Below are 24,741 nucleotides of genomic sequence, written 5' to 3'. Positions count from 1 at the left end.
TCCTTCCATTCGCCGGATGTAGATGGCATAATTGCAAACTATCATTCCAATTTTTGGAAGAAGTGATGGATCGCCTCGAAGCCATGTCCCTGTTTGTCGCGACGGCGGAGGCCGGCAGTCTCTCCGCCGCTGGCCGCCGCTCAGGCACCCCGCTTGCAACGGTCAGCCGCAAGATTTCCGATCTCGAGCATCATCTCGGAACACGCCTGTTGAACCGTTCAACACGGCGGCTGACGTTGACCGATGCAGGGCACGCCTACTTCGCCGCTTGCCGCCGTATCCTCGACGAGGTCGGAGAGGCCGAGCGGACCGCCGGCGGCGAATACAGCACGCCAACCGGCGAATTGATCATCACCGCGCCGATCGTTTTCGGCCGCCTTCACGTGCTGCCGGTGGTGACCGCGTTCCTCGCTGCATACCCTCGGGTGGATATCCGGCTGACGCTCGGCGACAGGATCGCGCAGTTGGCCGAAGACCATATCGATCTCGCCATTCGCATCGGCCACCTACCGGACTCGCGCATGGTTGCCATCAAGATCGGCTCGATCCGGCATGTCGTCTGCGCAAGCCCTGCCTATCTGGCCGAACACGGCACGCCGAGGACCCCACTGGATCTTGAGACGCACAGTTGCATCACCTTCGAGGGTCTGAGCTCCCTCGCCACATGGACCTTCGCTAACGACAAGGCTGATTTTCCTGTCCAGGTGCACTCACGGTTGCGAGTCAACACCGCCGAAGCGGCGATCGACGCCGCTGTCGCCGGCATCGGCATAACGCGCGTGCTCTCCTACCAGATCGTTGGTGCCGTACGATCAAGAGCACTCAGCCCCGTTTTGCAGGTCTTCGAACCGGAGCCATGGCCCGTCAACCTCGTCCATGCCGGCCAGGGCCGGCTACCGGTCAAACTGCGCGCATTCCTCGATTTCGCGGCCCCACGCCTGAGGGAGCGGCTCGCGCAAGCGACATGGCAGGGCTAGCCATCACGCCGTTTCCTTTTTGCACGCGCTTGGTGTAACCAACCCCACGCTTCCTCACCGGGCCTGCCAAATGCTCTATATCCGATCGCTGACGTTCAACTTCGTCTTTTACGTCAACCTGATCGTCCAGATGATCCTCTGGACCCCGTACTATTTTCTCTCGCCGCGCCACCGTGCGTGGTTCGTGCCGAAATTCTGGTCGCGCACCTCGATGTGGCTCTACGACAAGATCGCCGGCACGAAGAGCGAGATCACCGGGCTTGAAAACCTGCCGCAAGGCTCCTTCATCCTGGCGCCGAAGCACCAGTCGTTCTGGGACGCCATCGCCTTCTTTCCCTTCCTGCAGGACCCGCTCTACATCCTCAAGCGCGAGCTGACCTGGATCCCGTTCTTCGGCTGGTACATCCTGAAGATGCGCATGATCCCGGTTCATCGCGGCAGCCGTTCAAAGGCGCTGAAAGCGGTGCTTGCCGCCACCAAGGAGGAAATGGCCCGCAACCCGCGCCAGCTCATCATCTACCCGGAAGGAACGCGGCGCGCGCCCGGCGACGAACCGGCCTACAAATACGGCATCGTCGAAATCTATTCGCAGCTCGGCGTTCCCGTGGTGCCGGTCGCCCATGTCGCGGGCCTCTACTGGCCGCGCCGGAAATTCCTGCGCTACCCTGGCACGATCAAAGCGCGTTTCCTGCCGCCGATTCCACCTGGCCTTGGCAAGGACGAATTCATGGCGCGGCTGATCGGCGAGACCGAGGCTGCCTGCGACCAGTTTCTCATCGACGTGGCGCGAGGACCGAACCCGCCAGCCTTGCCGCCGACAGCGGTGAAAAGACTACAAGAGCTGGACGCCGCGGCAAAAGCCAAGGCCTGAGCCGTCAGCCGAAGACCGCCAGTGCCGTGGTCAGCACCAGCGTCGCGGCAAAGACCAGGTTGATGATCCGCGAGGCCAAGGGCCTGCGCAGGAAGCGTGCGAACGCCGCGCCGACCAGAAGCCAAAGCACGTGGATCACAACGATCATCGCGGCGAGCACAGCCAGCTTCAGCCAAAGGCCGAGTTCAACAGCGCCCTGCTTCGAAGTGCTGCCGGCGAACACGGCGGCGATCGCCACGTAGGCTTTCGGGTTGGCGACAGCCAGCAGGAACCCGCCAAGCCATGTTGGACGCGCGGTCTCAGCGCTTCGCGCCGCCAGCGGCGGAGCAGTCGCGATCTTGAAAGCGAGATAGAGGATATAGGCAGCGGATGCGGCCACAAGCAGCGGCGTCAGCTTCGGTGCCGAGGCAAGCACCGCCATGACACCGGTGGCCACGACAAGCAGAACGGCGATCGTGCCCAGAATGACGCCACTTGTGTATCGCAATGAGCCCCGCAACCCGAAGGCGGCGCCAATGGCGGTGACGCTGATCGTCGCCGGCCCCGGACTGCCCATGACGACCGCCGACGCCAATACCAGCGCCAGCAACTGCCGCCATGCTTCAGGATCGGAAAATGCGGCCATTGGAAACCCTGTCTTGCCCTGTGCGAGAAACGCTAGGGCAAGACAGGCGAGGTGGTCTTGGACGATCGTGCGAGGCGTGAAATGTGCCGCGCTGAAGGCGTCAGGCGCTGGCTCTGTTGAGGTCGGCTATGTCATCCGCACTCAGCTTCAGTGACGCCGCCTTGATCAGGCTGTCCATCTGCGCGGGCTTGGTGGCGCTGGCGATCGGTGCGGTAACACCTGTCCGCGCGATCACCCAGGCAAGAGCCACTTCCGCCTGCTTCGCCGAATGCCTTGCCGATACCGCGTCCAGCGCCGCGAGAATGCGCATGCCGCGCTCGTTCAGATAGCCGCCGATATCTTCGCCGCGCTCGCTTTGACCGAGATCGGCCTTGCCCCGATACTTGCCGCTCAAGAACCCCTTGGCCAGGCTGAAATAGGTGATGACGCCGATATCCTCGGCCATGCACAGGTCGCGCAATGGCCCATCAAAGGACGAACGGTCGTAGAGATTGTATTCCGGCTGCAGCACCTCGTAGCGCGGCAGGCTGCGCAGGCTCGCCACATCGAGCGCGGCGCGCAATTGCCCGGCATCGAGGTTCGAGCAGCCGGCATAGCGGATCTTGCCCTTGGCGAGCAGCTTCTCATAGGCGCCAAGCGTCTCTTCGTAAGGTGTGGATGGATCCGGCCAATGCGACAGATAGAGGTCGATGGCATCGATCTTCAGCCGCTTCAGCGATGCATCGACCGCCTTCTCGATATAGGCGGCGGAAAGATCCTTGTGGCCTTGCCCCATGTCGGAACCGACCTTGGTGATCACCACCACCTTGTCGCGGTTGCCGCGGCTTTTCATCCAGTTGCCGATGATGGCTTCCGATTCGCCGCCCTTGTGGCCCGGCACCCAGCGCGAATAGGCGTCCGCCGTGTCGATGGCGTTGAGGCCGCCGGCGACAAAGCGGTCGAGCAGGTCGAACGAGGTTTTTTCGTCGGCGGTCCAGCCGAAGACGTTGCCGCCCAGGACCAGCGGCGCAATGGAAAGGTCGGTGCGACCGAGACGGCGTTTCTGCAAGACGGATCTCCGTGACAGGGGATGGGCGCATGCCGCCCGATAGGGTTCGCAGCCTAAGCTAGGTACTGCTTCAGCGAGGTCAAAGGCCTGATCGGCTTTTTCCGCAGAGCCAAGGCCTCACAAAGGCGCGACCTGCCGCGCCACATCCTCCAGCCAATGGTCACGGATCCCGAGCGCCTCAAGATGCTTCAGTGTGCTGAGCACGTAGTCTTCGTTGTTTCCCGACTGGCCGACCGCACCGCGTATGACAGCCGCCGCGTCACTGGCGTCGAGCGCACCGGCATATTGCTCATGCTTGCGGTCGACGATGTAGGCTACCGCCTCGACCGTTTCGCCGCCATCGAGGCGGACCTTGAGTGTGCGCTCAAGGTAGACATCCGTGACCAGCTCGCGCCCGCGCAGATAGGCGATGACCTCGTCACGCAGATCGCCGGGAACGCGGTACGCCAGCCCGACGCAGGAGCCGCCATGGTCGAGGCCGAGCACCAGTCCCGGCCGCTGGCGGGTGCCGCGATGCACGAAGGAATAGACGCAGAGCGAGCGGCGGTAGCCATGCAGCCGGGCACGCTGCGTTTCGACATGCGCGAAACCGGGGCGCCAGATCAGCGAACCGTAGCCAAAAACCCAAAAATCGCCCATATCGCCATGCCTGATTGCAAAAGACTGGCACCACCGCACCGGAATCGGTGTTTTTTCCACCCGTCTCTGTCTACTTACGTTGTCTGAATCGGCAGTCCGCCTACAACACCCGTTGCGTTAACGAGAGCCACAGCATGACGTCAAGTGACGAGCGCCCGCAGAGAAACCGACGCCGCCTGTTCTGGCTGGTGGCGTTCATCCTCGTGCTCTTCGCCATCTACAGCGGCGGCTGGTTCTATCTGGCCGACAGGGTCAGGAGCGAGGCCGACAAGGCTGTTGCCAAGCTCAACAAGAACGGCATCGAGGCCGGTTGCGCCAACCTCCAGGTCAGCGGCTATCCCGTCAGCTTTACCGTCTCTTGTGACAACCTGGCCTATGAGGACGACAGCAAGAACATTGCCGCCTCCACCGGCAGTTTCAATGCCGTTGCCCAGATCACCCAGCCTCTGTCGCCCGTTGCCGACCTGCGCGGCCCGCTCAGGACTTCGGTTCCGGGCATGACGCCTCTGTGGATCGACTGGGATACGCTACAGGCCGGCATGAAGCTGTCCTGGCCCCTGCCCCGGCATGTTTCGCTGCAGGCCGAGGGACTGTCCGGCCAGACCGATCCGGCTGACGACACCGACCCGGTGCAATTGTTCAGCGCCGGCAAGGCATCGGGACAGTTGCAGCCGAACGGCGGGGATATCGACTATCTCGGCAGCTTTAGCGATCTCGAAATCGCCCCCGACGCCATCGGTGGACGTGTCTTGCCGCCGCTCGATGCCAGCGGCGACGCGACCCTGAAGAACGGCGTCGCGTTGATTGGCACGCAGGTCAAAAGCCTGCGTGGCCAGACAGTTCAGATCCGCAACCTCAACCTGTCGTCGGGGACCGCCCGTATCGCCGTTTCCGGGCCGCTGTCGGTCGATGCCGAAGGGCTGATCGACGCCGACCTGATGATCAAGCTGACGGATCCGAAAGCCGTGGCAGCGATCCTCGGCACCGCCATACCCGAGCAGAAAAGCCAGCTGGAACAGGGTTTCGCCGCGCTCTCGCTGCTCGGCAATGAACCATCGATGCCGCTGAAGGTGGTCAAGGGCAAGGCTTCGCTCGGCTTCATCCCGCTGGGCAAGATCAAGCCGGTCGAGTAGCGCTCCCATGGCAAGAGCGGTGAAGTTGCTGAGCGTTGGCGTCTTGACGCTGGATACGATCCTGCGCGTGGAGACGCTCCCCGTCCATCAGGGAAAGTTCATTGCCTCCGACGGCGTCCAGATCGCCTCCGGCATGGCCACCAGTGCCGCCTGTGCCGCGCGCCGTCTCGGCGCCGAAGTGTCGCTCTGGGCGAGCGCGGGTGATGACGCCGTTGGCGACCAGCTTGTTGCGGGCATCGAGGCGGAAGGCGTCGACTGCAGTCTCGTCCGCCGTGTTGCCGGCGCGCGCTCGGCCCTCGCCGCGATCCTGGTCGACGCGCATGGCGAGCGCATCATCGTGCCGTTTTACGATGGCAAGGCGCAGGCCGATCCCGAAGCCCTGCCCTTGCCCGATCTCGCGGCATTCGACGCCGTGCTGGCCGACGTGCGCTGGCCGGGTGCCGCCGCGCTTGCCCTCACCGCCGCGCGCGCCAGCGGGCGCCCGGCCATCCTCGATGCCGACACCGCGCCTCTGTCAGTGCTCGAGCGGTTGCTGCCGCTCGCCTCGCACATCGTCGCCTCGGAGCCGGCGGCGCGCATTGTCTGCGGCCAAGCGTTGGACCCTGAGACCGCTTGCGCCGACCTCGCCTCGCGCACCGACGCCTTTGTCGCGGTGACCGGTGGCAGTGCGGGAACCTGGTGGCATGACAGACAGGCCGGTTGTGTGCGCCACGTCGCGGCGCCAAGGGTCAAGGCGGTGGACACGCTGGCAGCCGGCGACGTCTTTCACGGCGCCTTTGCCTTGGCGATGGCCGAAGCCATGCCGGCCGAACAGGCCTTGCGCTTTGCCAGCGCCGCCGCCGCGCTCAAATGCCAGCGCTTCGGCGGCAGGCTGGGCGCGCCGGACCGCGCCGAGACAATGGCCATGGTCGCGGCGACCTGGCCTGCAACGCAACAATGATAAAGGGGGCTGAGATTCAGGTCAGGCCGAGTCGAAAATGGTTGATACCGAGAACCGGAGCGGAGCGTACTCTTCGTACGTGAGCACCGGAAGCGTAGGTATCAGCCATTTGCAGGCTGGCCTCACCTGAATATCAGCTCCCTTTCGGATGTTCGACTGCCTGGCGACCGAAGTCAGGAACATCGATGTCCTGGCCGGCCTCGATGATCGAGCGGCGCACGGCGCGGGTGCGGGTAAACAGGTCAAACAGCTTTTCGCCATCGCCCCAGCGGATCGCCCGCTGCAGGAAGGCAAGATCCTCCGAGAACCGCGCCAGCATCTCGAGGATGGCATCCTTGTTGTGCAGGCAGACATCGCGCCACATGGTCGGATCGGAAGCGGCCAGACGGGTGAAATCGCGGAAGCCGGAGGCGGAATACTTGATGACTTCCGTCTTGGTCACCGATTCCAGGTCATCGGCGGTGCCGACGATGTTGTAGGCGATGATGTGCGGCAGGTGCGAGACGATGGCCAGCGTCATGTCGTGGTGCTGCGGGTCCATCGTGTCGATGTTGGCGCCGCAGCGGCGCCAGAATTCCGAAAGCCTCTCCAGCGCGTCGGGATCGGTGTCCGGCAGCGGCGTGAAGATGCACCAGCGGTTGTCGAACAGGTCGGCAAAACCCGCATCCGGGCCTGATTTCTCGGTGCCCGCCAGCGGATGCCCGGGAATGAAATGCACGCCCTCAGGCACGTGCGGCTGCATCTGCGCGATAACCGATGCCTTGGTCGAGCCGACATCGGTGAGGATTGCGCCTTTCTTCAGGGCCGGCGTGATTTCTTCCGCCACGGCGCCGGAGGAACCGACCGGCACCGAGACGATGATCAGGTCGGCATCGCGGACCGCTTCCTCCGCGTCTGTTGTATAGGAATCGCCCAACCCAAGCTCTTGCGCCCGCGCCAACGTGGTGGCGCTGCGTGTCGAGATGGCGACATGGCCGGCAAGGCCCTCGCGCCGGATGACGCGTGCCAGCGACGAGCCGATCAGGCCGATGCCGACCAGCGCGATCTTTTCAAACATCGGTGATGCCATGGTGTTCTAGCTTTTCAGGAATGTCGTGAGCGCGGCGATGACGCCGCGATTGGCTTCTTCGGTGCCGATGCTCATGCGCAGCGCATTGGGAAAACCGTAGCCGGAAACGCGCCGCAGGATGTAGCCGCGCGCCGTCAGATAGTCGTCCGCCGCCGCCGCCGAATGTTTCTTGTCGTCGGGAAAGTGAACGAGAATGAAATTGCCGACGCTTGGCGTCACCCTCAGCCCCAGTCCAATCATCTGTTCGCTCAGCCAGGTCAGCCATGTTTCGTTGTGCCTCACGCTGCGCTCGACATGGACGCGGTCGCGGATCGCCGCGATGCCGGCCTCGATCGCGGTGGCGTTGACGTTGAACGGGCCGCGTATCCGGTTGATGGCATCGACGATATGCGCCGGCGCGTACATCCAGCCGATCCGCGCGCCGCCGAGGCCGATCTTGGAGAAGGTTCGGGTCATGACCGCGTTCTCGGCGCTTCCCACCAGTTCGATGCCGGCTTCATAGTCGTTGCGCCGCACATATTCGGCATAGGCTGCGTCCAGCACCAGAAGCACGTTCTTCGGCAGGCCGGCATGCAGGCGGCGCACCTCGTGGAACGGCACATAAGTGCCGGTCGGATTGTTGGGGTTGGCGAGAAAGACGATTTTCGTGCGCGGCGTCACGGCGGCCAGAATGGCATCGATGTCGGCGCGCTCATCGGTTTCCTTGATCGTCACCGGAACGCCGCCCGCCGCCTGGATGTAGATCTTGTAGACCATGAAGGCGTGTTCGGTGATGATGGCCTCATCGCCAGGCGCCAGATAGGTCTGCGCCAGCAGGCCGAGGATTTCGTCGGACCCGTTCGAGCAGATGATGTTCGCCGGGTTGAGGCCATGCACTTCGGCGATCGCCTCGCGCAGGCGCCGGGCCGTGCCATCCGGGTAGACATCGAGCTTGGCGGCAACCTCGCGCGCGGCCTCGATTGCCTTCGGCGAAGGGCCAAGCGGGTTCTCGTTGGCCGACAGCTTGTAGACTCTGTCGACACCGGCGGGCGCGGCACTTTTGCCGGGCACATAGGCCTCGATGTCAAGGATGCCCGCGCGCGGTGCTGGACGTGCCTTGTCAGGTGTCTGGGTCATTTTGCAAAATCCGTCGAGGACCGCCTCCATCCGGAAGCCGCAGCGGAAATACAAGCCATGGCTTGCAATGTCGAGAGGCGGCGCGTCCGCCAGCCGGCTGACCGTTGACGCCGGGCCGCGTCGGTCCTAGAAGAGATGCGAACTTCCGTGGTGATTTGGCCGGTCGGCTTGCAGCCACGTTAAACAACTTGCTAAAGGGCCGTTTGCATCCTGTAACCGGCTTTGCAACGGCACTGCCGGTTTTTTGTTGTCCGCGCGACCGCTACGTGGACTCAAAGTGAGATGGATGCCATGGCCGCCCTGCGCGCTGGAAAAACCAACAACGAAGCCGACCAGCCGTCGAGCCCGGTGTTGCGCTTCGGCGCCGACAAGCCGCTGAAGCTCGATGCCGGCACGCTCCTGTCGCCGTTCCAGATCGCCTACCAGACCTATGGCACGCTCAACGACGCCCGCTCCAACGCCATTCTCGTCTGCCACGCGCTGACCGGCGACCAGCATGTCGCCAACACCAATCCGGTGACCGGCAAGCCCGGTTGGTGGGAAGTGCTGATCGGCCCCGGCAAGATCATCGACACCAACCGCTTTTTCGTCATCTGCTCCAACGTCATCGGTGGCTGTTTGGGATCGACTGGCCCGGCCTCCACCAATCCGGCCACCGGCAAGCCTTACGGCCTCGACCTGCCGATCATCACCATCCGCGACATGGTGCGGGCACAGCTGATGCTGGTCGATCATTTCGGCATCGAGAAGCTGTTTTGCGTTCTCGGCGGCTCGATGGGCGGCATGCAGGTGCTGGAATGGGCGTCTAGCTATCCCGAGCGCGTCTTCTCGGCGCTGCCGATCGCAACCGGCGCGCGCCATTCCTCGCAGAACATCGCCTTCCACGAGGTGGGCCGGCAAGCCGTCATGGCGGATCCCGACTGGCACGGCGGCAAGTATTTCGAGCACGGCAAGCGCCCGGAAAAGGGCCTGGCGGTGGCGCGCATGGCCGCCCACATCACCTATCTGTCGGAAGCCGCCCTGCACCGCAAATTCGGCCGCAACCTGCAGGACCGCGAAGCGCTCACCTTCGGCTTCGACGCCGACTTCCAGATCGAAAGCTATCTGCGCCACCAGGGCATGACCTTCGTCGATCGCTTCGACGCCAATTCCTATCTCTACATGACCCGTTCGATGGACTATTTCGACCTCGCCGCCGACCATGGCGGTCGGCTGGCCGATGCCTTCGCCGCGACAAAAACCCGTTTCTGCCTGGTTTCCTTCACCAGCGACTGGCTGTTTCCCACCGAGGAAAGCCGATCGATCGTGCATGCGCTGAACGCCGCCGGCGCCTCGGTGTCTTTCGTCGAGATCGAGACCGATCGTGGCCACGACGCCTTCCTGCTCGATGAGCCGGAACTGTTTGCCGCCATCAACGGCTTCATCGGCTCGGCCGCGCGAGCCAGAGGGCTTCCGCTATGAGCGTCAACGACACCCAGCGCGTCGACCTTGAGGTCGTCGCCGATCTGATCCCGCCGCAATCGCGGGTGCTCGATGTCGGCTCCGGCGACGGCTCTCTGCTCGAATTGCTGCAGGTCACCAAGCAGATCGACGGCCGTGGTCTCGAACTGTCGCAGCGTGGCGTCAACGAATGCGTCGCGCGCGGCCTCTCCGTCATCCAGGGCGACGCCGACAAGGATCTCGAATTCTACCCTGACAAGGGCTTTGATTTCGTCGTCCTGTCGCAGACCTTGCAGGCTACCCGCAACCCGAAGCTGGTTCTCGACGAACTGCTCAGGATCGGCGAGCACGCCATCGTCTCCTTCCCCAATTTCGGCCACTGGCGGGTGCGGCTGTCGCTGTTCATCAAGGGCCGCATGCCTGTGACCGCCGACCTGCCTTATTCCTGGTACGACACGCCCAACATCCACTTCTGCACCATCCGCGATTTCGTCAACCTGTGCGACGAGCTTGGCGCGACGGTGGAAAAGGCGACCGCGCTCGACGCCAACGGCCAGAAGATCGGCCTGTCGATGCCATGGTGGTTCTGGAATTTCTTCGGCCAGCAGGCAGTGTTTTTGCTGAAGCGCTAGAGAGCGCCGAACCGCTACTTCAGAACATCCGTGGCCTTGTGCGGATGTTCGACGCCGTCGGCGAACACCACATTGGACAGGGAATTGTCGGTACGCAGCGCCAGGATCTCCTGGTAGGCCGGAGAGCCATACCATCCGCGCACATGCTGACGGTCTGGAAACTCGATGATGATGAGGTGGCCGGGCCAGTCGTTCTCGACCGCCTCGACATCGCCGCCATGAACCAGGAAGCGGCCGCCAAACGGCTCCAGCGTGGCATCGATCCTGTGCAGATATTCGACGAGCTGCGGCCCCATCGTGGCCTGGCGCATATGGGCAACTGCGTAAGCGGTCATGGCGAAACTCCCTTTGGCCTCGAAGCCGAACCGCCGGCTTCGTGAGGGCAATCTGACAAAGCATGGGGCGTCAGTCGATTACGCCAGAGGTAATGGGAATACGTACTCGACAGAGGGGATCAGCGGTCGAGCTCGGGGAAATACGGATCCGACAAAAGCCGTCGGTCGCGCTCGCCCTGAAGGCAATCGATCGGTGCTGCCGCATCGGCCGGGATGATCCTGGCCTCACCGCCGATACCGCTCACTTCGAGGACCAGCTTGCGGCGAATGGCAGTCGAGAACTCCGACGCCGCATAGATCGGCAATACGAACGAACCGGGACCTCCGGTCACGCATTGCGCATAATACTCGTCGAGATGTTTGAAGGTCGGCGACGGGCTGATCAGGATCGGCAGGCCATTGACGACAATGCCTTTCGCCACCGCCGCATCACGTGTGGCGGTGACAGGCGGCCCAATGTTGTTGGGGCCGTCGCCTGAAATATCGATGACGCTGCGCTCACCCTCGAAGCCGGTTCCGTCGAAAAGATTTGTGCCGAAAGCAAGTGCGCCGGAAATCGAGGTGCCGCGAAAACTGCGGAAAGGTCGTGCGGCTATCTTGTCGGCGAAGGCGTTGGCGCTCTCGGCACTGTCGATGATTTGCCAGGCCACCACCGCATCGTCACGCACCGTGCCTGCCCATTCGAAATAGGCGATCGCGATACGGCCGGTAGTGCCCTCTCGAACGGCCCTGATGAAATCGGCATGACGCAGCGCCTCGACATACCCGGCGCGCTGCAGGGCGAACTCCTTCTCGTCCATGGACAGCGAGATATCGACGGCCAGCACAAGTTCGACATCCACGGCGACGGCCTTGGCCGGCACGGCAAGAGGTGCCGCCTGGGCGCAGGTCAGGCAGGCAAGCAAGCTGAGGGCGTCAAGCATGGCAGCGACCACAGGCTCCAGGTCGCCGACCTTCCCTCCTGATCGCGGCGAAAATATAGCTTCGCCGGCGCTGCTACTTCTTGCTCTTGCGACGCACCACCGGCGGCGGGTCGATCGCCCCTGCCCTGACACGTGCAGGTTTCAAGGCCGGCGCATCGGTATCCTTGACGATCGTCAGCGCGCGCGGAAAGAACTGGTTGTTGTGCAAGCCGCGTCCGATGTTGAGGATCGCGGTTCCGGGCACACGCTTCTCCAGCATCGACAGCACGCGCCTCAGCGACGGTCCGTCGAACGCGTCCAGGGCTTCATCGATGATCACCCATTTCGGCTTGCGCAAGGCGAGCCTGGCGAAGGCCAGCGAGCGCTGTTCGTCGTCACCCAGTTCACGCTCCCAGCGGGCGGTGCGGTCGAGCGAGGACGACAGTCTTTCAAGACCAACCTCGGCAAGCACCGCCGAAATCTCGGCATCGCTCGCGGGATCGACACCATAGGGGTGATCGAGCACCTCGCGCAGCGTGCCCAACGGGAAATAAGGCGTGCGGGGCACGAAGATGGGTGCCTCCCCCGCCGGCAGGCCGATCCGCCCGCTTCCCCATGGCCACAGGCCGGCTATGGCGCGGAAGAACAGCGTCTTGCCCGCGCCCGGCTCGCCGGTGATCATGACACGCTCGCCGGGATGGATCTCGACATGCTGGTCGGCGAGCTTGGTGCATCCGTCCGGCGAGGCGACCTGAAGGCTCTCGAAGGTCAGGCTGCCATTTGCATTCTCGCCGAAGGCGATGCGCTTTTCCTTGTCGTGCAGCACATCGGTTTCCTCGAGCGCGATGCGGAAGTCGGCAACGCGCATCAGCGTGGCGCGCCAGTCGGCGATGCCGCCGATGTTGTTGATGAACCAGCGCAGCGAAGAGTGAACCTGGTTGAACGCACCGACCGCCATCATCAAACCACCAAAGCTGATGTCGCCCGAGAAATACACCGGCGAGGCCACCAGGATCGGTGCGACAACGGTAATCCAACCATAGGTATCGGTCACCCAGGACAGGTTGATCTGCGCCGTGTAGATGCGCCGCATCGCGCCCAACACCGTGCCGAGATCAAGTTCGAGCCGATGCCTGGCATCGGCTTCGCCATGATAGAGCGCGATGGCATCGACATTCTCATTGACGCGCACCATCGAGGACCGGAGCTCCGCTTCCCGTGTGTAGCGATCGCTGTTGAGGCTGATCAGCGGGCGTCCAACCAGCCAGCTCAGCCAGGACGCGGTGCCGGCATAGAGGAACGCCGCCCAGACCATGTAGCCTGGTATTGCCAGCGACCAGCCGTTGACGTGGAACACAAAGCCCGAAGACAACTCCCACAGCACGCCGACAAAGGACACGAGCAGGATGAATGACTGCAGCAGGCCGACGCCGAGGTCCGTCGACAGATCGGAGAGATGCGCGGCGTCCTGCTGCATGCGCTGATCGGGATTGACGCCGATCGCGCCGGCATTGGCCAGGCGAAAGGCGCGTGCCGGCCGCATCCACTGGTCGATCAGGTCGAGCGTTAGCGCCTCGCGCAGCTTCAGCCGGATCATCTGGTTAAGCCAGGTCTGGCCGATATTGAGCACCAGAAGGCCGCTGGCGATGGCCGCGAAGACAAGCAGTTGGTGCAGGAAGGCCGCCATGTCGCGGCGTGCAAGCGCATCGTAGAAAGGCTGGTTCCAGCGGTTGAGCAGGACTTGTCCAGCCGAGGTCGCGATAATGACGGCCATGATGCCAAGGGACATCCAGAGCAGGGTTTTGCGAACCGGCGATCCCGCCAGCGCCCGCCTGATCGTCGCCACCTGATCTCGCAGGCTGCTGGCTTCGACCGCAGCCGATTGGGCCGTGGCGTCGGTGTCCGGATGATCAGCCATGGCCAAGGTCCTTGCGCTCAGAAACAGTGCTGAAACCGGATGGAGAAACCAGCAGCGATCACGGAGTTGTCACCCGCCGGCCTGACGGCATTGCGTCCGCGCCCTCGGCAAGCCGGCCAAGCCGCGTCGCGCCATGCGGTGACAACACCGGCATGAAGACACGGCGCGAGGCACGCTGGGCGACCGGCACGCCTTGATAGAGCCGTTTCTGCGCCTCGACGACGATGACGCCGGAAAAGATCGGCCACAGCCGCCGCCCGACGCGTTCCAGCACATTGTGAAAACGCATCATGAAACGGCGCCGCGATGGCGGGAAGAACAGCGCGTCCGACCAGGAGGCAGGGGTGAAATTCGCCTCGCGCAGCAATTCGGTGAGCTGGCCGCGCGAAAACGGCCGGCCGTTGCCGAACGGCGTATGCTCGAAGCGCGCCCACACACCCCGCCGGTTGGGCACGACAATGACGACCCGGCCAGCCGGCGACAGCACTCGCCAGATCTCGTTCAGCGTTTCACGCGGGTTTTCGACATGCTCGAGCGAGTGGACAAGCAGCATGCGGTCGATACAGGAATCGACCAGCGGCAGTTCCTCGTCGAAGACAAGCGCGGTCGCCGTCGGCCCCGTCGCCGGCCAGACCACCGCGCCCTGCGTCGCCGGCATGAAGGCAAAGACCCGCTCAGCGTCGGTGCCGAACCGCTCCAGCCATGGCAAGGTATAGCCGAGGCCGACCAGCCGCTCGTTGGGCACGGCTGCCCATATCGATGACAGCGCCATGGTGATCGAGCGTTCGGCGAACCGGCCGAGCGTGGTCGAATAGAAGGAACGGAGATCGACGATGTCGGAATGCATGCGAGGGATGTAGCCGCGATATCGGCCAAGTTCAACAAAACGTCCAAGGCGACGCGACTTTGCGGAGCGTCATCCGACATACCGGGAATGTCATTTCGACATTCCGGGATGACATCCACCCGCAAGCGCCCTATGTCTGCGGCAACGAATGGAGCAATTCGATGCCGGTCGAAATCGAACAATTCATGTGCCGCAGCGACAATTTCGGCGTGCTGGTACATGACCCCAAAAGTGGACAGACCGCGATCATCGACGCACCCGAGGAGGCGCCGATCCTGGCTGCCCTCAAGCGCACCGGCTGGACGCCGACGATGATCCTGACCACGCATCATCACGCCGATCACGTCGAGGCCAACCTGGCCCTGAAGGAGCGCTTCAAGCTGCGCATCGTCGGACCGGAGGCGGAGAAGGACAAGATTCCAGGCATCGACGAAACCGTCGAGCAAGGCTCTGTCCTGCATCTCGGCGAAGAGCGGATCGATGTGATTGCAACGCCCGGCCATACCGCCGGCCACGTCTCCTACCATATGCCTGGTTCGAAAGTGGCATTCACCGCCGACACGCTGTTTGCGCTGGGCTGCGGGCGGCTGTTCGAATGCAAGCCCCCTGTCATGTACGAGTCCTTGAAGAAACTCGCGGCACTTCCCGCCGAGACCGCCATCTATTGCGGCCATGAGTATACGCTCTCCAACGCCCGTTTCGCCTTGAGCGTCGATCCGACCAACTCGGCGCTGAAGGAACGTGCGGCGAAGATCGAGGCCCTGCGAGCCGACAACAAGGCGACGCTGCCGACCACGATCGGCGAAGAGCTCTCGACAAACCCGTTCCTGCGCTGGCACGATCCGGCAATCCGCAAACATCTCGGCATGGAGACAGCCTCCGATGCCGACGTGTTCGCCGAGATCCGCAAGCGCAAGGACAATTTCTAAAGCATCGGTCCAAGTGGATGCCGGTTTTGGGAAAATCCGAGGCTCAAACGCAAGGACCGAACCCATGACCAGCGCGGCTGAAATCATCGCGATGCTCGGGTTGAAGCCTCACCCCGAAGGCGGCTGGTACACGGAAACCTTTCGCGATAGCGCCGGCGGCCCGCGCAGCCATTCGACGGCGATCTATTTCCTGCTGGAAGGCGATCAAAGGCCGGCCTGGCACCGCGTGAAGGATGCTGCCGAGGTCTGGCATTTCTATGCCGGCGCCCCGCTCGTGCTGTCGATGCATCAGGAAGACGGCGCAATGGCTAATCAGGTCATCGAACAGGTGCTTGGCACCGAGTTGTCGGCGGGCGAACGGCCGCAGCTCGTCGTGCCAGCGGGCTGGTGGCAATCGGCGCGCAGCCTGGGCGAGTGGACACTGGCCGGCTGCACCGTGGCGCCAGGGTTTGATTTCGCGGCGTTCGAACTCGCCGCGCCGGGCTGGCAGCCGAAACAATCTTAACTCAGTAAGAACCCAAACGTGATCGCCAGCTGGGCGGCGTAGTACAGCACCCAGACAGCCAGGCGCATCCAGGCCCGATGCGGCGAGATGGCGGCCATCAGAAACTTTTCCGTGGCAAGCAGCCCGTCCGACGCCATGAACAGAAGCGCGCCGCCGATGACCAAGACATTGCTGACCGTCAGCGCCGAAATGCCCATGGCGAGAATGGCGGCGATATAGACCGCGATCGGAACACACAGATCAGGGCCAACGCGGCGCCACAGCGCCACCAGCATGACCACGGCGAAAACGATCATCACCAGCGCGATCGCCCCGCGCCACGATTCGGCGCCAAGCAATGCCACGCCGCCGCCAGAGCGCAGGAACAACGCGACATAAACGACATGCGCGAGAAGAAAGCTTGCCAGTCCGCCGAGAAAGGCCTTTTCGCCGTCGCGTGACAGGAAGGCGTCACCGATGGCGCTGAGCGCCAGTGCGCCAACCAGCAGTAGCGGCCCGCCTTGCATTTGCGCCAACACGCCAAGCATGGCGACGGCAAGCGTCTTGGCGGCGGACCGGGCAAGCGTCGGCTGCATGCCGAGCGTGAAGGCGTAGATCACCGCCGCCACCACCGAAAAGATCAGCGTCGCATTGGCGTTGGCGTCGATGCCACCAGGAAAGGGCATCATGCCTTGGCTCCACTTTCAGTCGTGGCCGGCTTGCGCAGGAACAGTGATTTTGCCGCCAGCGCCGCGCCGCCGGTGATGAGCACGCAGGCCACGAGAATGCGCGGCGATGGTTCCGCGAAGCCAGCCGAAATCAGCACCAGTGTCGAAAGCAGCGGCGCCGCGTAGCTTGCCGCGCCTAGTACCTGGATGTCGCCGCGCTTCACGCCGATGTCCCAGGCGTAGAAGGCCGCACCCACCGGCATCAGGCCAAGGCCAAGCACCGCCAGCCACTGCCCAGCGCCATCCGGCAGCACGGTCTTTTCCAGCGCGAGGTGGCAGGCTAGCGAAAGCACGGCCGTCGCGGCGCAGAACCAGGTCACGATGCTGGTCGGCACCGATGGGAAGCGCCGCGACAGGAGCGAATAGGACGACCACAGAACCGCGCACACGGCGGCCATCGCATAGCCGAAGGCATAGCGGGCGTCGAAGGCGAGGCCACCACCCTTGGTGACGATCAGGAAGGTGCCGGCAAGGCCGAGCAGCGCGCCAACGACATGGTTCCAGGACAGGCGCTCGCCCGGCATCAGCGCCGAGCCGAGCACAATCAGCAGCGGCCACAGATAGGCGATCAGGCTTGCCTCCACCGCCGGCGCATTGCGCAGCGCGGTGAAATAGAAGAAGTGATAGCCGAACAGCCCGGCAATGCCGATTACCCAGACCTGCGGCGGTATCTTCTGGCTCTTGTCGGTGGCCGGCATGAACAGCCGCGCGACAAGCCCGACCCCGGTGCCGATGGTGAAGGTAATCGCCGACAGCAGGAAGGGTGGCACCGCGCCCGAAGCATCGGTGAGCAGCGCCAGCAGCGCCCACATGGCTACCGCCGAGAAGCCGATCAGTGTTGCGCGCCCCATGCCCGTCTCCGGCGGCGCGCCACGGCGCCTAATTTATTGCTTCGAAACGCCCCGCGCTGATGGTCAAGGTGCCGATCTGCGTTCCGACCGTCGCGTGGATCGGCGCATATACCCCGGTTTGGCCGAGCGGTGCAAACGTCACCATCATGCGGCTGCGGTCCTTGAGATAATTGAGCGCCTTGCGGCCCTTGCGATAACCCGACACGGGCTCGAAACCCATCCGGCAGGTGACCGTGTCACCCTTGTAGCCTGGCACCGAGATCGACCCTTTCGAGGCGTAGGTCAGCGTGAGATCGGCCCGCATCTCGCCGTCGTAGAACTTCACCTTGCGTCCGCAGACCTTGTCCAGACTGTCGGCATGGATGACGGTCGCCGCCATCGGGTCCAGCACTGCCGCCAGATCGCTGGCGCCCAGCGGCACCCAGTTGTTGGGGTCGCGCTCACCCGGCGCGGGAATGACCTGCGTCGAGGTTACAGTGCCATTGGCAAAGCGGATATCGACCACCGATGCCTTCTTGCCGGAGGTGTAATCGGCACGAAACGCCTGCGGCACCATTTTTTTCCCGGCAATCGTGCCCTTAGACGAGATGGTGCCACGCGTGTCGTCGAATAGCTTGGCCAGGCCGGCGCTGCTGACGCTGCCTTCGATCAAATAGGCGCCGTTCTCATAGCGGCTGGAAAACGTCGATCTCGCGATCGAAAGGCCAAAGAACGACACGGTGTATTCGCCCTTGAAGGATTCCGGTGAGGCAGCTGTCGCGGCAGACGGCAGGGCGATGGCAAGCAGGGCCGCAAGGGCGCAAGACGAACGAAGCATGGCGGGATCGGTCCTTGATTTTTGGCCGGAGGTGGGCAACTCCGGTCTGGCATGTCCCTGTGTGACCGCTTATAGGGTGAAATCCGGCGTTAATATGGAATGCCGGGCGCTTCCGTGGCGAAGCCGGAGCTTGACGCCTCGGCGAAATGCAACTATGGAACGCCAACTTTTTCCATAAGGCCGCCTGACCAGAACCGCGCGCCACCCGGCGTGGGCACAAAGGTTTGGCAAGCCCGAGAACTGAAGGTTAGAACAATGTCCCGCACCTGCGAACTCACTGCCAAGGCAGTCATGTCCGGCAACAACGTGAGCCACGCCAACAACAAGACCAGGCGTCGCTTCCTGCCGAATCTCGTCAATGTGACGCTGATCTCGGAAGCCCTGAACCAGAATGTGCGCCTGCGCATTTCCGCCAACGCCCTGCGTTCGGTCGAACATCGCGGTGGCCTCGATGCATTCCTGGCCAAGGCCGATGCCAAGGAGCTGTCGCAGCGCGCGCGCCTCCTGAAGAAGCAGATCGCCAAGAAGATCGCCGAACAGGCCGCAGCTTAACACGCCTTATAGGCGGGGGACGACCGCCCAGGTGTCGGATCGAAGCCATTCAAACCGGCTTCATCAGGTCCGATGCTCAGACAAGCGAGCGTGATCCGGTTTCGGCATGACGCTCCGCTGGTTCCATTACCCAGGATAAAAAAATGACTTCCTTCTCGAGATATCTGCCTTTCGTGGCCGCCATGGCGCTTGTCGTCGTGGCATCGAACATTCTTGTCCAGTTCCCGATGCAGGGCACGGTCGGCGGCCTGTCGCTGGCCGATATCCTGACCTGGGGCGCCTTCACCTATCCCTTCTCGTTCCTGGTCACCGACCTTGCCAATCGCCGCTATGGCCCCGCCGTGGCGCGCCGGATCGTCTTTGTCGGCTTCATGACGGCGGTGGTCTGCTCGATCCTCATCCCACCCTTCCTGTTCCGCCATGGCCTGATCGAGTTCGAGACGGCGGCAGACCGGCTGGTGCGCATCGCCGCGGCTTCCGGCGCCGCCTTCCTGTCCGCGCAATTGCTCGACGTGACCGTGTTCAACCGCCTGCGCCGGCAGAGCTGGTGGCGCGCGCCAATCATCGGCACCCTGGTCGGCTCGGTGTTCGACACCGCCGTATTCTTCACCATCGCTTTCTCGGCCGCTTTCGCCTTTGCTGGTCCAAGCGACAGTTTCGCACTCGAAACCGCGCCACTGATGGGTGTGTTCCACGTCGACGCCATGCGCTGGGTCTCGTGGGCGCTGGGCGATCTCTCGGTCAAGCTGATCATCGCCGTGGTCGCATTGATCCCTTACCGGTTGCTCGCTGCCCGCTGGAGCCAGCCGGCTGTTGTGGCTTAGGCCGTGATCCCGAACCGAAGGACCGCTCCAGCGAAAAGTGAAATCCGGTTTTCGGAACTGATTGCGGCCAAACAGGGGGTTAGCCTGTGATCCCCTGGGTCCAGCTTGATTCAGCCAAGACGCCCGATGGCGCACAAGAACTTCGGCTGAAGCAGCGCGGCTCCGAATTCTCCATCATGCTCGGCACCAACGAGCTGATGAACAGCCGCCTGAGCGGTTCCGAGGAGGCGCTGGCGAAACTGTCCTGCGAGCGTATCGCCACCCGCCGCCAACCCCGAATGCTGATCGGCGGGCTGGGCATGGGCTTGACGCTGCGCGCCGCCTTGGCCGAACTTCCCGGCGATGCCGCCGTTACAGTCGCCGAACTGGTGCCCGCTGTCGTCAGCTGGGCCCGAGGCCCGATGGCCGAGGTCTTTGCCGGCTGCCTTGACGATCCGCGCGTTGCCGTTCGCGAAGCGGATGTCGGGAACCTGATACGGGCGCAGCCAGCCGCCTGGGACGCCATTCTGCTCGATGTCGACAACGGCCCCGAGGGCATCGTCCACAAGGGCAATGATGCGCTCTACGGCGCGGTCGGGCTCAGCGCCGCGCGCGCCGCGCTCAAGCCGGGCGGCGTGCTTGCAGTCTGGTCACAAGGCCCGGATGCGGGTTTTGCGAGACGGCTTGGCCAGGCCGGCTTCGCCGTCGAGGAGGTCAAGACGCGCGCCAACGGCAAGCGCGGCGCGCGCCATGTCATCTGGATTGCCGCCAACAGGCCGCGCCCCTGACGGAGGCCGTCCCGCGCGCGGGATGGCCCATCGGTTTGGTCGGCAGACTAGTTCGACCTCGAGAGTTCCGCCGCAAGTGCCTCCAGCAACCCACGGCTCCCCTCTTCCCGTCCCTTGGCGGAATCGACGCCGTCAAAGAACACGCCCTGTTCGGTATAGGTCAGCCGCGTGCCTTCGCCGGCGGGGGTGAGTTCGACAGTGGTAAGGGAAGCCGACATCGGCTGCGGTCCGATTGCCATCCGGTAGGAAAACACGATGCGCTGGTCGGGAACGATATCCTGGAACTGCGCGTCGAGCCGGACTTCCGGACCGCCGCCGTAGCTGAAGCGCGACACCTCGCCACCGCCGACGCGAAAATCGAAGGTGAATTCGGCGATGGCGAACCCGTCGCCGTCGATCCGCCAGCGCCGCACCGTCGCCTTGTCGGCGAAGGCGTGGAAGACGCGTTCGGGTGATTGCGGATAGGTCCGCTCGATGGTGAAGGTGGAGTGGATGACGGAATGCTCGTTTTTCGTGGGGGCGATCTGGTTCATTTCTGCTCTTCCTTGTGTTTGTCCTGAAGTGTTGAAGTCGTCTGATCCGCTTCCGCCAGGATTTCGCCGAGGCGGTCGAGGTTGCGTTCCGCCGGGATGCGGCGCTCTGCGATCCAGTCGGCGAGTGGAGCAAGCCCGCCGGGTTCGATACGGCAGGTGCGCACGCGTCCGATCTTCTCGCTGCGGATAAGCCCGCAGGCTTCCAGGGCCTGAAGGTGCTGCAGCACGGCGGCGAAGGTCATGCCGAACGGTTCCGCCAACTGACTGACGGTGGCCGGTCCGCGGCTCAGCCTTTCCAGGATCTGCCGGCGGGTGGGCTCAACGAGAGCCCTGAGGATGCTGTCGATCTCGGAATAGTTAAGCATGGACTTGAGTATTGCGCCGATCGCTTCAATAGTCAAGTCCACACTAAAGTGTTTTGATGAGCGTCGAGCGATGGCCAATCGACCCCCACTCCGTCGAGCTGCGCTCGCCACCTCTCCCCCGATCGACGGGGGAGAGGAAAAGCGCGAGCGTGCACCGGCTGGCTCCCTTCCTCTCCCTCCGGAGGGGGGAGAGGTGGCGCCGCGAAGCGGCGACGGAGTGGGGGAAACCCTGCGTCAAACGCGCCGTCGCCGCAGATACAGGGACAACAAGCGAGCGCGTAACCTCCGGCAAGCTGGCAATTTGGCGGATCTGATGAACCGTCGCCCCCCCACTGCGAAGCAGCGACGGAGTGGCGGAGACGTTCGGCCAGATCGAACCTGCCGTTGAAGACACTCAACTTTAGGTTCGCGGTAGGACCGCCGCTCAATCCTGGTGGAGAATGAATTCCAGGTAGAGATTGCGCTGCAGGATCGAGTGGTTGTCGTCGGAGATCAGCGACACCATCAGCGCGCCGTCGTCACGGGTCCAGACATCGAGCCCTTCCATGTTGTCGATCTGGTAGCTCATATCGGCTTCCAGCAGCACGGGCCCATCGGCGACCGCGCCCTTCTCGACGCTTTCGCCATAGATGCGCCGCAGCCGCATCCTGAGGCCGCCCGCCATCGAAAAACTGCGCTCCAGAAGCAACAGATCGCCGTCCGGCAGGAAGGCGCCGTCGGTGATATCGAAATCGCCGTTGCGCTTGACGGTGAAGACGCCCTTGTGCGGCCCTTCGATGATGGCGGCGTAGATGTTGCCTGATTTGTCGAGGCTCTTTTCCGAGACGACCACCAGCCCGCCCTGATGCTGGCCGTTGACGTTGGCATGGGTGACGGTCTCGAAGCCGCGATTCTGGCGAAGCTCCAGGGCCGGCACCAGGAAATCCAGCTGCTTGAGCGGCGCCTTCATGTCGTCCGGGTTGATCTTGAACTGGGCGACACGGTGGTTGCGCTCGAAGCCGACCGTGGCGATGCCGTCCTGGACCGCAAGGCCCTCGGCATCGACCTCCCACTTCTTGTCGATCGGCTGGCCGGCCTTGTCGACCATTTGCTGCATGCGGAAATTCTGGATGCCGGACGGGCGCTTGTCGGCGTCGCGGGCGACCGTGCCGAAGAACCAGAAGCCGGTATCGGCGACACCGATGAAATCGCCGCCCGGGTTCAGGAAGCGAAAGGCGGACAGCGCGCCGAAATCGCGCATGCGCGAAGTCATCTCCAGCCCGCCGACGAATTCGAGCGGGCCGAAATTCTTCTCATCATGACCGATGTGGAAATTGCTGATCGGGCGAGCCGAGATTTCGACGGGTTCGACCGAGGCCGAACCGGTGGCAAGGGCTGAAGCCGCGCCGGCAAGCAGGGCCATGGCGGCGAAAACTGTCCGAAAGCCGCCGCGCGACAGGATCATCCGGCGCGCCGAATGCCGCCGCGTCGCGTATCCTTCGCACTCTCCTCGCCAAACAGCGAAGCCAGCTGCTCGGTCATGGCGCCGGCCAGTTCCTCGGCGTCAACGATGGTGACAGCGCGGCGGTAATAGCGGGTGACGTCATGGCCGATGCCGATGGCCAGCAACTCGACCGGCGAACGCGTCTCGATCAGTTCGATGACCGCGCGCAGATGCCGCTCGAGATAGTTACCCGGATTGACCGACAGCGTCGAATCGTCGACCGGCGCGCCGTCCGAAATCATCATCAGGATCTTGCGCTGCTCGGGTCGCGCGATCAGGCGGTTATGCGCCCAAAGCAGCGCCTCGCCATCGATATTTTCCTTGAGCAGGCCTTCGCGCATCATCAGGCCGAGATTGCGTCGCGCCCGCCGCCACGGATGGTCGGCGGACTTGTAGATGATGTGGCGCAGGTCGTTCAGCCGGCCGGGATTCGGCGGCTTGCCATCCTTCAGCCACTTCTCGCGCGCCTGCCCGCCCTTCCAGGCACGGGTGGTGAAGCCGAGAATCTCGACCGAGACACCGCAGCGCTCCAGCGTACGCGCCAGGATGTCGGCGCAGGTCGCGGCGACCGTGATCGGCCTGCCACGCATCGAGCCCGAATTGTCGAGCACCAGCGTCACCACCGTGTCGCGGAACTTGGTGTCGCGTTCCTGCTTGAACGACAGCGGCTGCATCGGATCGATGACCACCCGCACCAGCCGGGCCGGATCGAGATAGCCTTCCTCCAGGTCAAAGTCCCAGGAGCGGTTCTGCTGCGCCATCAGGCGGCGCTGCAACCGGTTGGCCAACCGCCCGACGACGCCGGACAGACTGGCAAGCTGCTTGTCGAGGAAGGCACGCAGCCGGTCGAGCTCTTCCTCCTCGCACAGTTCCTCGGCGCCGACCGTCTCGTCGAAGGCGGTGGTGAAGATCTTGTAGTCGATTTCCTTGGGCAGATTGGTAAAGGGATTGTCGTTGCGCCGCGCCTCGCCCGGTGTCTCGGCATCGGCGTCGTCATCATCGGACAGGTCGTCGGCGGTGGCGTCTGAGGCTTCGGTCTCGGATGATTGCTCGTCATCGGCGGAAGCCTCGGCATCCTCGGACTGCGACTGTTCCGAGCCGGAATCGTCCTCGCCGCCCTCCTCGCTCTGCTCCTCGCCTTGCGGCTGGTTGTCGTCGTTGTCGTCGCTGTCTTCCGTCTCCTGGTCATCGCCGAGTTCCTCGGCCATTTCCATGGAGGCGAGCATCTCGCGCACGACGCGGGCGAAAGCCTGCTGGTCTTCGAGCTTGGCCGACAGGCCGTCGAGATCGGCACCTGCCTTCTCTTCGACCCAGGGGCGCCAGAGATCGACAAGCCGCTCGCCGCTCTTCGGGATCGGCCGGCCGGTCAGCTTCTCGCGCACCATCAGCGCCAGCGCTTCCTCGATCGGCGCGTCGGCCTTGTCCTTGACATCGACGAGATTGGCCTTGGCGTATTTGTCCTCGAGCATCGAACCGATGTTGTCGGCAACGCCCTGCATGGCGCGGCTGCCGATCGCCTCGACACGGGCCTGCTCGACCGCGTCGTAGATGGCGCGGGCCGCCTTGCCCTCCGGCGCCAGCTTGGTGTGGATGCGCGCATCATGGCAGGCACGCTTCAGCGCCATGGAATCGCCAAGGCCGCGGGTGATCGCGATGTCGGTCTTCGTCGCCTTCTTCGGCAATTCGGGCAACCTGGCACGGCTGCCAGCGAGCGCCGGCCGGTCCTTGGCGAAACCGACTTCGAGCTCCTTGTCGCCGGCAATGGCGCGCATGCAGACGGTGACGGCGCGCTTGAAGCTGTCGGCTTCAGAACCCGTCTTCGACTTGTTGCGCGTGTTGTCGCCCGGACCCGCCATCGATTATTCCCTGGAGCGTGATTTTGTCCGAAAGGGTCTATGACCTTTCGGCATCACGCC

27 protein-coding genes and 1 riboswitch are annotated in these 24,741 nt (G+C 63.6%); of the genes, 11 read left to right on the top strand and 16 right to left on the bottom strand.

Translation table 11 applies throughout. The features are described from left to right. Positions 1-65: 65 nt before the first annotated feature. The gene (locus GA829_RS08600; protein ID WP_195178099.1) at positions 66-977 is read left to right on the top strand and encodes a LysR family transcriptional regulator; all 912 of its coding nucleotides are present in this window, start codon (positions 66-68) and stop codon (positions 975-977) included. Between the two features lie 70 nt (positions 978-1,047). Continuing rightward, a complete protein-coding gene (locus tag GA829_RS08595; protein ID WP_195178098.1) occupies positions 1,048-1,848 on the top strand; it encodes a lysophospholipid acyltransferase family protein in 801 nt (266 codons plus the stop codon). Positions 1,849-1,852: 4 nt separating this feature from the next. Here the strand turns inward: GA829_RS08595 and GA829_RS08590 are convergent, their stop codons facing one another. The 3 genes from GA829_RS08590 to GA829_RS08580 form a co-directional block, all read right to left on the bottom strand. Beyond that, the gene (locus GA829_RS08590; RefSeq protein ID WP_195178097.1) at positions 1,853-2,473 is read right to left on the bottom strand and encodes a LysE family translocator; all 621 of its coding nucleotides are present in this window, start codon (positions 2,471-2,473) and stop codon (positions 1,853-1,855) included. 100 nt (positions 2,474-2,573) lie between these two features. Then, entirely contained in the window at positions 2,574-3,521 is a 948-nt protein-coding gene (locus GA829_RS08585; protein ID WP_195178096.1) for an aldo/keto reductase, read from the bottom strand. 117 nt (positions 3,522-3,638) lie between these two features. Continuing rightward, positions 3,639-4,160: a gamma-glutamylcyclotransferase gene (locus GA829_RS08580; protein WP_195178095.1), complete on the bottom strand. Its 522-nt coding sequence runs from the start codon at positions 4,158-4,160 to the stop codon at positions 3,639-3,641. 134 nt (positions 4,161-4,294) lie between these two features. On the opposite strand from GA829_RS08580, the gene GA829_RS08575 reads away from it, so the two are divergent. Both GA829_RS08575 and GA829_RS08570 read left to right on the top strand, forming a co-directional pair. Continuing rightward, positions 4,295-5,293, top strand: a complete 999-nt coding sequence (locus GA829_RS08575) for a DUF2125 domain-containing protein (protein WP_195178094.1) — start codon at positions 4,295-4,297, stop codon at positions 5,291-5,293. Positions 5,294-5,300: 7 nt separating this feature from the next. Continuing rightward, the gene (locus tag GA829_RS08570) at positions 5,301-6,233 is read left to right on the top strand and encodes a sugar kinase (protein ID WP_195178093.1); all 933 of its coding nucleotides are present in this window, start codon (positions 5,301-5,303) and stop codon (positions 6,231-6,233) included. A 133-nt stretch (positions 6,234-6,366) separates the two neighbouring features. Here GA829_RS08570 and GA829_RS08565 read toward each other — a convergent pair whose 3' ends face one another. Both GA829_RS08565 and hisC read right to left on the bottom strand, forming a co-directional pair. Then, the gene (locus tag GA829_RS08565; protein ID WP_195178092.1) at positions 6,367-7,302 is read right to left on the bottom strand and encodes a prephenate/arogenate dehydrogenase family protein; all 936 of its coding nucleotides are present in this window, start codon (positions 7,300-7,302) and stop codon (positions 6,367-6,369) included. 6 nt (positions 7,303-7,308) lie between these two features. Continuing rightward, the gene (hisC, locus tag GA829_RS08560) at positions 7,309-8,418 is read right to left on the bottom strand and encodes a histidinol-phosphate transaminase (protein WP_195178091.1); all 1,110 of its coding nucleotides are present in this window, start codon (positions 8,416-8,418) and stop codon (positions 7,309-7,311) included. Positions 8,419-8,555: 137 nt separating this feature from the next. Next, a riboswitch (SAM riboswitch) is annotated at positions 8,556-8,633 on the top strand. Positions 8,634-8,709: 76 nt separating this feature from the next. On the opposite strand from hisC, the gene metX reads away from it, so the two are divergent. Both metX and metW read left to right on the top strand, forming a co-directional pair. Next, positions 8,710-9,879, top strand: a complete 1,170-nt coding sequence (gene metX / locus GA829_RS08555; RefSeq protein ID WP_195178090.1) for a homoserine O-acetyltransferase MetX — start codon at positions 8,710-8,712, stop codon at positions 9,877-9,879. Then, on the top strand, positions 9,876-10,490 hold the full coding sequence (metW, locus tag GA829_RS08550; protein WP_195178089.1) for a methionine biosynthesis protein MetW: 615 nt from the start codon (positions 9,876-9,878) through the stop codon (positions 10,488-10,490). The genes metX and metW overlap by 4 nt, the downstream gene beginning before the upstream one ends. Positions 10,491-10,504: 14 nt before the next feature. Here the strand turns inward: metW and GA829_RS08545 are convergent, their stop codons facing one another. From GA829_RS08545 to GA829_RS08530, 4 genes are all read right to left on the bottom strand, one after another. Beyond that, positions 10,505-10,825 (bottom strand): DUF1330 domain-containing protein, encoded by a 321-nt coding sequence (locus tag GA829_RS08545; RefSeq protein WP_195178088.1) that lies wholly within the window; start codon positions 10,823-10,825, stop codon positions 10,505-10,507. 119 nt (positions 10,826-10,944) lie between these two features. Then, positions 10,945-11,748 (bottom strand): DUF1194 domain-containing protein, encoded by an 804-nt coding sequence (locus tag GA829_RS08540; RefSeq protein ID WP_195178087.1) that lies wholly within the window; start codon positions 11,746-11,748, stop codon positions 10,945-10,947. Positions 11,749-11,821: 73 nt separating this feature from the next. Next, positions 11,822-13,645: an ABC transporter ATP-binding protein/permease gene (locus GA829_RS08535; RefSeq protein ID WP_195178086.1), complete on the bottom strand. Its 1,824-nt coding sequence runs from the start codon at positions 13,643-13,645 to the stop codon at positions 11,822-11,824. 58 nt (positions 13,646-13,703) lie between these two features. Further along, the gene (locus GA829_RS08530; protein WP_195178085.1) at positions 13,704-14,492 is read right to left on the bottom strand and encodes a class I SAM-dependent methyltransferase; all 789 of its coding nucleotides are present in this window, start codon (positions 14,490-14,492) and stop codon (positions 13,704-13,706) included. Between the two features lie 161 nt (positions 14,493-14,653). Between GA829_RS08530 and gloB the strand changes: the two genes are divergently transcribed. Then, positions 14,654-15,421, top strand: coding sequence for a hydroxyacylglutathione hydrolase (gene gloB, locus GA829_RS08525; RefSeq protein WP_195179572.1), 768 nt, complete (start codon positions 14,654-14,656; stop codon positions 15,419-15,421). Positions 15,422-15,485: 64 nt separating this feature from the next. Next, positions 15,486-15,926, top strand: a complete 441-nt coding sequence (locus GA829_RS08520) for a cupin domain-containing protein (protein ID WP_195178084.1) — start codon at positions 15,486-15,488, stop codon at positions 15,924-15,926. On the opposite strand, the gene GA829_RS08515 is transcribed toward GA829_RS08520, so the two are convergent. The 3 genes from GA829_RS08515 to GA829_RS08505 are packed head-to-tail and all read right to left on the bottom strand — an operon-like array spanning position 15,923 to position 18,301. Beyond that, entirely contained in the window at positions 15,923-16,594 is a 672-nt protein-coding gene (locus GA829_RS08515; protein WP_195178083.1) for a lysoplasmalogenase, read from the bottom strand. The genes GA829_RS08520 and GA829_RS08515 overlap by 4 nt on opposite strands. Next, positions 16,591-17,484, bottom strand: a complete 894-nt coding sequence (yddG, locus tag GA829_RS08510) for an aromatic amino acid exporter YddG (protein WP_195178082.1) — start codon at positions 17,482-17,484, stop codon at positions 16,591-16,593. Before yddG ends, GA829_RS08515 begins: the two co-directional genes overlap by 4 nt. 28 nt (positions 17,485-17,512) lie before the next feature. Next, positions 17,513-18,301: a DUF3108 domain-containing protein gene (locus GA829_RS08505; RefSeq protein ID WP_195178081.1), complete on the bottom strand. Its 789-nt coding sequence runs from the start codon at positions 18,299-18,301 to the stop codon at positions 17,513-17,515. A gap of 255 nt (positions 18,302-18,556) precedes the next feature. Between GA829_RS08505 and rpmB the strand changes: the two genes are divergently transcribed. The 3 genes from rpmB (at position 18,557) to GA829_RS08490 (ending at position 20,444) form a co-directional block, all read left to right on the top strand. Further along, on the top strand, positions 18,557-18,853 hold the full coding sequence (gene rpmB / locus GA829_RS08500; protein ID WP_195178080.1) for a 50S ribosomal protein L28: 297 nt from the start codon (positions 18,557-18,559) through the stop codon (positions 18,851-18,853). A 143-nt stretch (positions 18,854-18,996) separates the two neighbouring features. Further along, positions 18,997-19,677 carry a queuosine precursor transporter gene (locus GA829_RS08495; RefSeq protein ID WP_195178079.1) on the top strand — a complete coding sequence of 227 codons (681 nt, stop codon included), beginning with the start codon at positions 18,997-18,999 and terminating at the stop codon, positions 19,675-19,677. Between the two features lie 86 nt (positions 19,678-19,763). Continuing rightward, on the top strand, positions 19,764-20,444 hold the full coding sequence (locus tag GA829_RS08490) for a spermidine synthase (protein WP_195178078.1): 681 nt from the start codon (positions 19,764-19,766) through the stop codon (positions 20,442-20,444). 47 nt (positions 20,445-20,491) lie between these two features. Here GA829_RS08490 and GA829_RS08485 read toward each other — a convergent pair whose 3' ends face one another. From GA829_RS08485 to cobT, 4 genes are all read right to left on the bottom strand, one after another. Further along, positions 20,492-20,977, bottom strand: a complete 486-nt coding sequence (locus tag GA829_RS08485) for an SRPBCC family protein (protein WP_195178077.1) — start codon at positions 20,975-20,977, stop codon at positions 20,492-20,494. Beyond that, positions 20,974-21,342, bottom strand: a complete 369-nt coding sequence (locus tag GA829_RS08480; protein WP_195179571.1) for an ArsR/SmtB family transcription factor — start codon at positions 21,340-21,342, stop codon at positions 20,974-20,976. The genes GA829_RS08485 and GA829_RS08480 overlap by 4 nt, the downstream gene beginning before the upstream one ends. Before the next feature lie 424 nt (positions 21,343-21,766). Further along, positions 21,767-22,786, bottom strand: coding sequence for an esterase-like activity of phytase family protein (locus tag GA829_RS08475; protein ID WP_195178076.1), 1,020 nt, complete (start codon positions 22,784-22,786; stop codon positions 21,767-21,769). Next, positions 22,783-24,681: a cobaltochelatase subunit CobT gene (gene cobT, locus GA829_RS08470; protein WP_195178075.1), complete on the bottom strand. Its 1,899-nt coding sequence runs from the start codon at positions 24,679-24,681 to the stop codon at positions 22,783-22,785. The genes GA829_RS08475 and cobT overlap by 4 nt, the downstream gene beginning before the upstream one ends. Between the last annotated feature and the right edge of the window lie 60 nt (positions 24,682-24,741).

It is taken from the genome of Mesorhizobium sp. INR15 (assembly GCF_015500075.1).
GTDB lineage: Bacteria > Pseudomonadota > Alphaproteobacteria > Rhizobiales > Rhizobiaceae > Mesorhizobium.
The sequence above is the reverse complement of the archived record's forward strand: the minus strand, read 5'-3'. Positions and strand labels throughout refer to the sequence as shown.

What these genes read in the sequence shown, in the direction of transcription:
- GA829_RS08600 (WP_195178099.1), top strand. Translation starts at nt 66, where the DNA reads ATGGATCGCCTCGAAGCCATGTCCCTGTTTGTCGCGACGGCGGAGGCC.
- GA829_RS08595 (WP_195178098.1), top strand. Translation starts at nt 1,048, where the DNA reads ATGCTCTATATCCGATCGCTGACGTTCAACTTCGTCTTTTACGTCAAC.
- GA829_RS08590 (WP_195178097.1), bottom strand. Translation starts at nt 2,473, where the DNA reads ATGGCCGCATTTTCCGATCCTGAAGCATGGCGGCAGTTGCTGGCGCTG.
- GA829_RS08580 (WP_195178095.1), bottom strand. Translation starts at nt 4,160, where the DNA reads ATGGGCGATTTTTGGGTTTTTGGCTACGGTTCGCTGATCTGGCGCCCC.
- GA829_RS08575 (WP_195178094.1), top strand. Translation starts at nt 4,295, where the DNA reads ATGACGTCAAGTGACGAGCGCCCGCAGAGAAACCGACGCCGCCTGTTC.
- GA829_RS08570 (WP_195178093.1), top strand. Translation starts at nt 5,301, where the DNA reads ATGGCAAGAGCGGTGAAGTTGCTGAGCGTTGGCGTCTTGACGCTGGAT.
- GA829_RS08565 (WP_195178092.1), bottom strand. Translation starts at nt 7,302, where the DNA reads ATGGCATCACCGATGTTTGAAAAGATCGCGCTGGTCGGCATCGGCCTG.
- hisC (WP_195178091.1), bottom strand. Translation starts at nt 8,418, where the DNA reads ATGACCCAGACACCTGACAAGGCACGTCCAGCACCGCGCGCGGGCATC.
- metX (WP_195178090.1), top strand. Translation starts at nt 8,710, where the DNA reads ATGGCCGCCCTGCGCGCTGGAAAAACCAACAACGAAGCCGACCAGCCG.
- metW (WP_195178089.1), top strand. Translation starts at nt 9,876, where the DNA reads ATGAGCGTCAACGACACCCAGCGCGTCGACCTTGAGGTCGTCGCCGAT.
- GA829_RS08545 (WP_195178088.1), bottom strand. Translation starts at nt 10,825, where the DNA reads ATGACCGCTTACGCAGTTGCCCATATGCGCCAGGCCACGATGGGGCCG.
- GA829_RS08540 (WP_195178087.1), bottom strand. Translation starts at nt 11,748, where the DNA reads ATGCTTGACGCCCTCAGCTTGCTTGCCTGCCTGACCTGCGCCCAGGCG.
- GA829_RS08535 (WP_195178086.1), bottom strand. Translation starts at nt 13,645, where the DNA reads ATGGCTGATCATCCGGACACCGACGCCACGGCCCAATCGGCTGCGGTC.
- GA829_RS08530 (WP_195178085.1), bottom strand. Translation starts at nt 14,492, where the DNA reads ATGCATTCCGACATCGTCGATCTCCGTTCCTTCTATTCGACCACGCTC.
- gloB (WP_195179572.1), top strand. Translation starts at nt 14,654, where the DNA reads ATGCCGGTCGAAATCGAACAATTCATGTGCCGCAGCGACAATTTCGGC.
- GA829_RS08520 (WP_195178084.1), top strand. Translation starts at nt 15,486, where the DNA reads ATGACCAGCGCGGCTGAAATCATCGCGATGCTCGGGTTGAAGCCTCAC.
- GA829_RS08515 (WP_195178083.1), bottom strand. Translation starts at nt 16,594, where the DNA reads ATGATGCCCTTTCCTGGTGGCATCGACGCCAACGCCAATGCGACGCTG.
- yddG (WP_195178082.1), bottom strand. Translation starts at nt 17,484, where the DNA reads ATGGGGCGCGCAACACTGATCGGCTTCTCGGCGGTAGCCATGTGGGCG.
- GA829_RS08505 (WP_195178081.1), bottom strand. Translation starts at nt 18,301, where the DNA reads ATGCTTCGTTCGTCTTGCGCCCTTGCGGCCCTGCTTGCCATCGCCCTG.
- rpmB (WP_195178080.1), top strand. Translation starts at nt 18,557, where the DNA reads ATGTCCCGCACCTGCGAACTCACTGCCAAGGCAGTCATGTCCGGCAAC.
- GA829_RS08495 (WP_195178079.1), top strand. Translation starts at nt 18,997, where the DNA reads ATGACTTCCTTCTCGAGATATCTGCCTTTCGTGGCCGCCATGGCGCTT.
- GA829_RS08485 (WP_195178077.1), bottom strand. Translation starts at nt 20,977, where the DNA reads ATGAACCAGATCGCCCCCACGAAAAACGAGCATTCCGTCATCCACTCC.
- GA829_RS08480 (WP_195179571.1), bottom strand. Translation starts at nt 21,342, where the DNA reads ATGCTTAACTATTCCGAGATCGACAGCATCCTCAGGGCTCTCGTTGAG.
- GA829_RS08475 (WP_195178076.1), bottom strand. Translation starts at nt 22,786, where the DNA reads ATGATCCTGTCGCGCGGCGGCTTTCGGACAGTTTTCGCCGCCATGGCC.
- cobT (WP_195178075.1), bottom strand. Translation starts at nt 24,681, where the DNA reads ATGGCGGGTCCGGGCGACAACACGCGCAACAAGTCGAAGACGGGTTCT.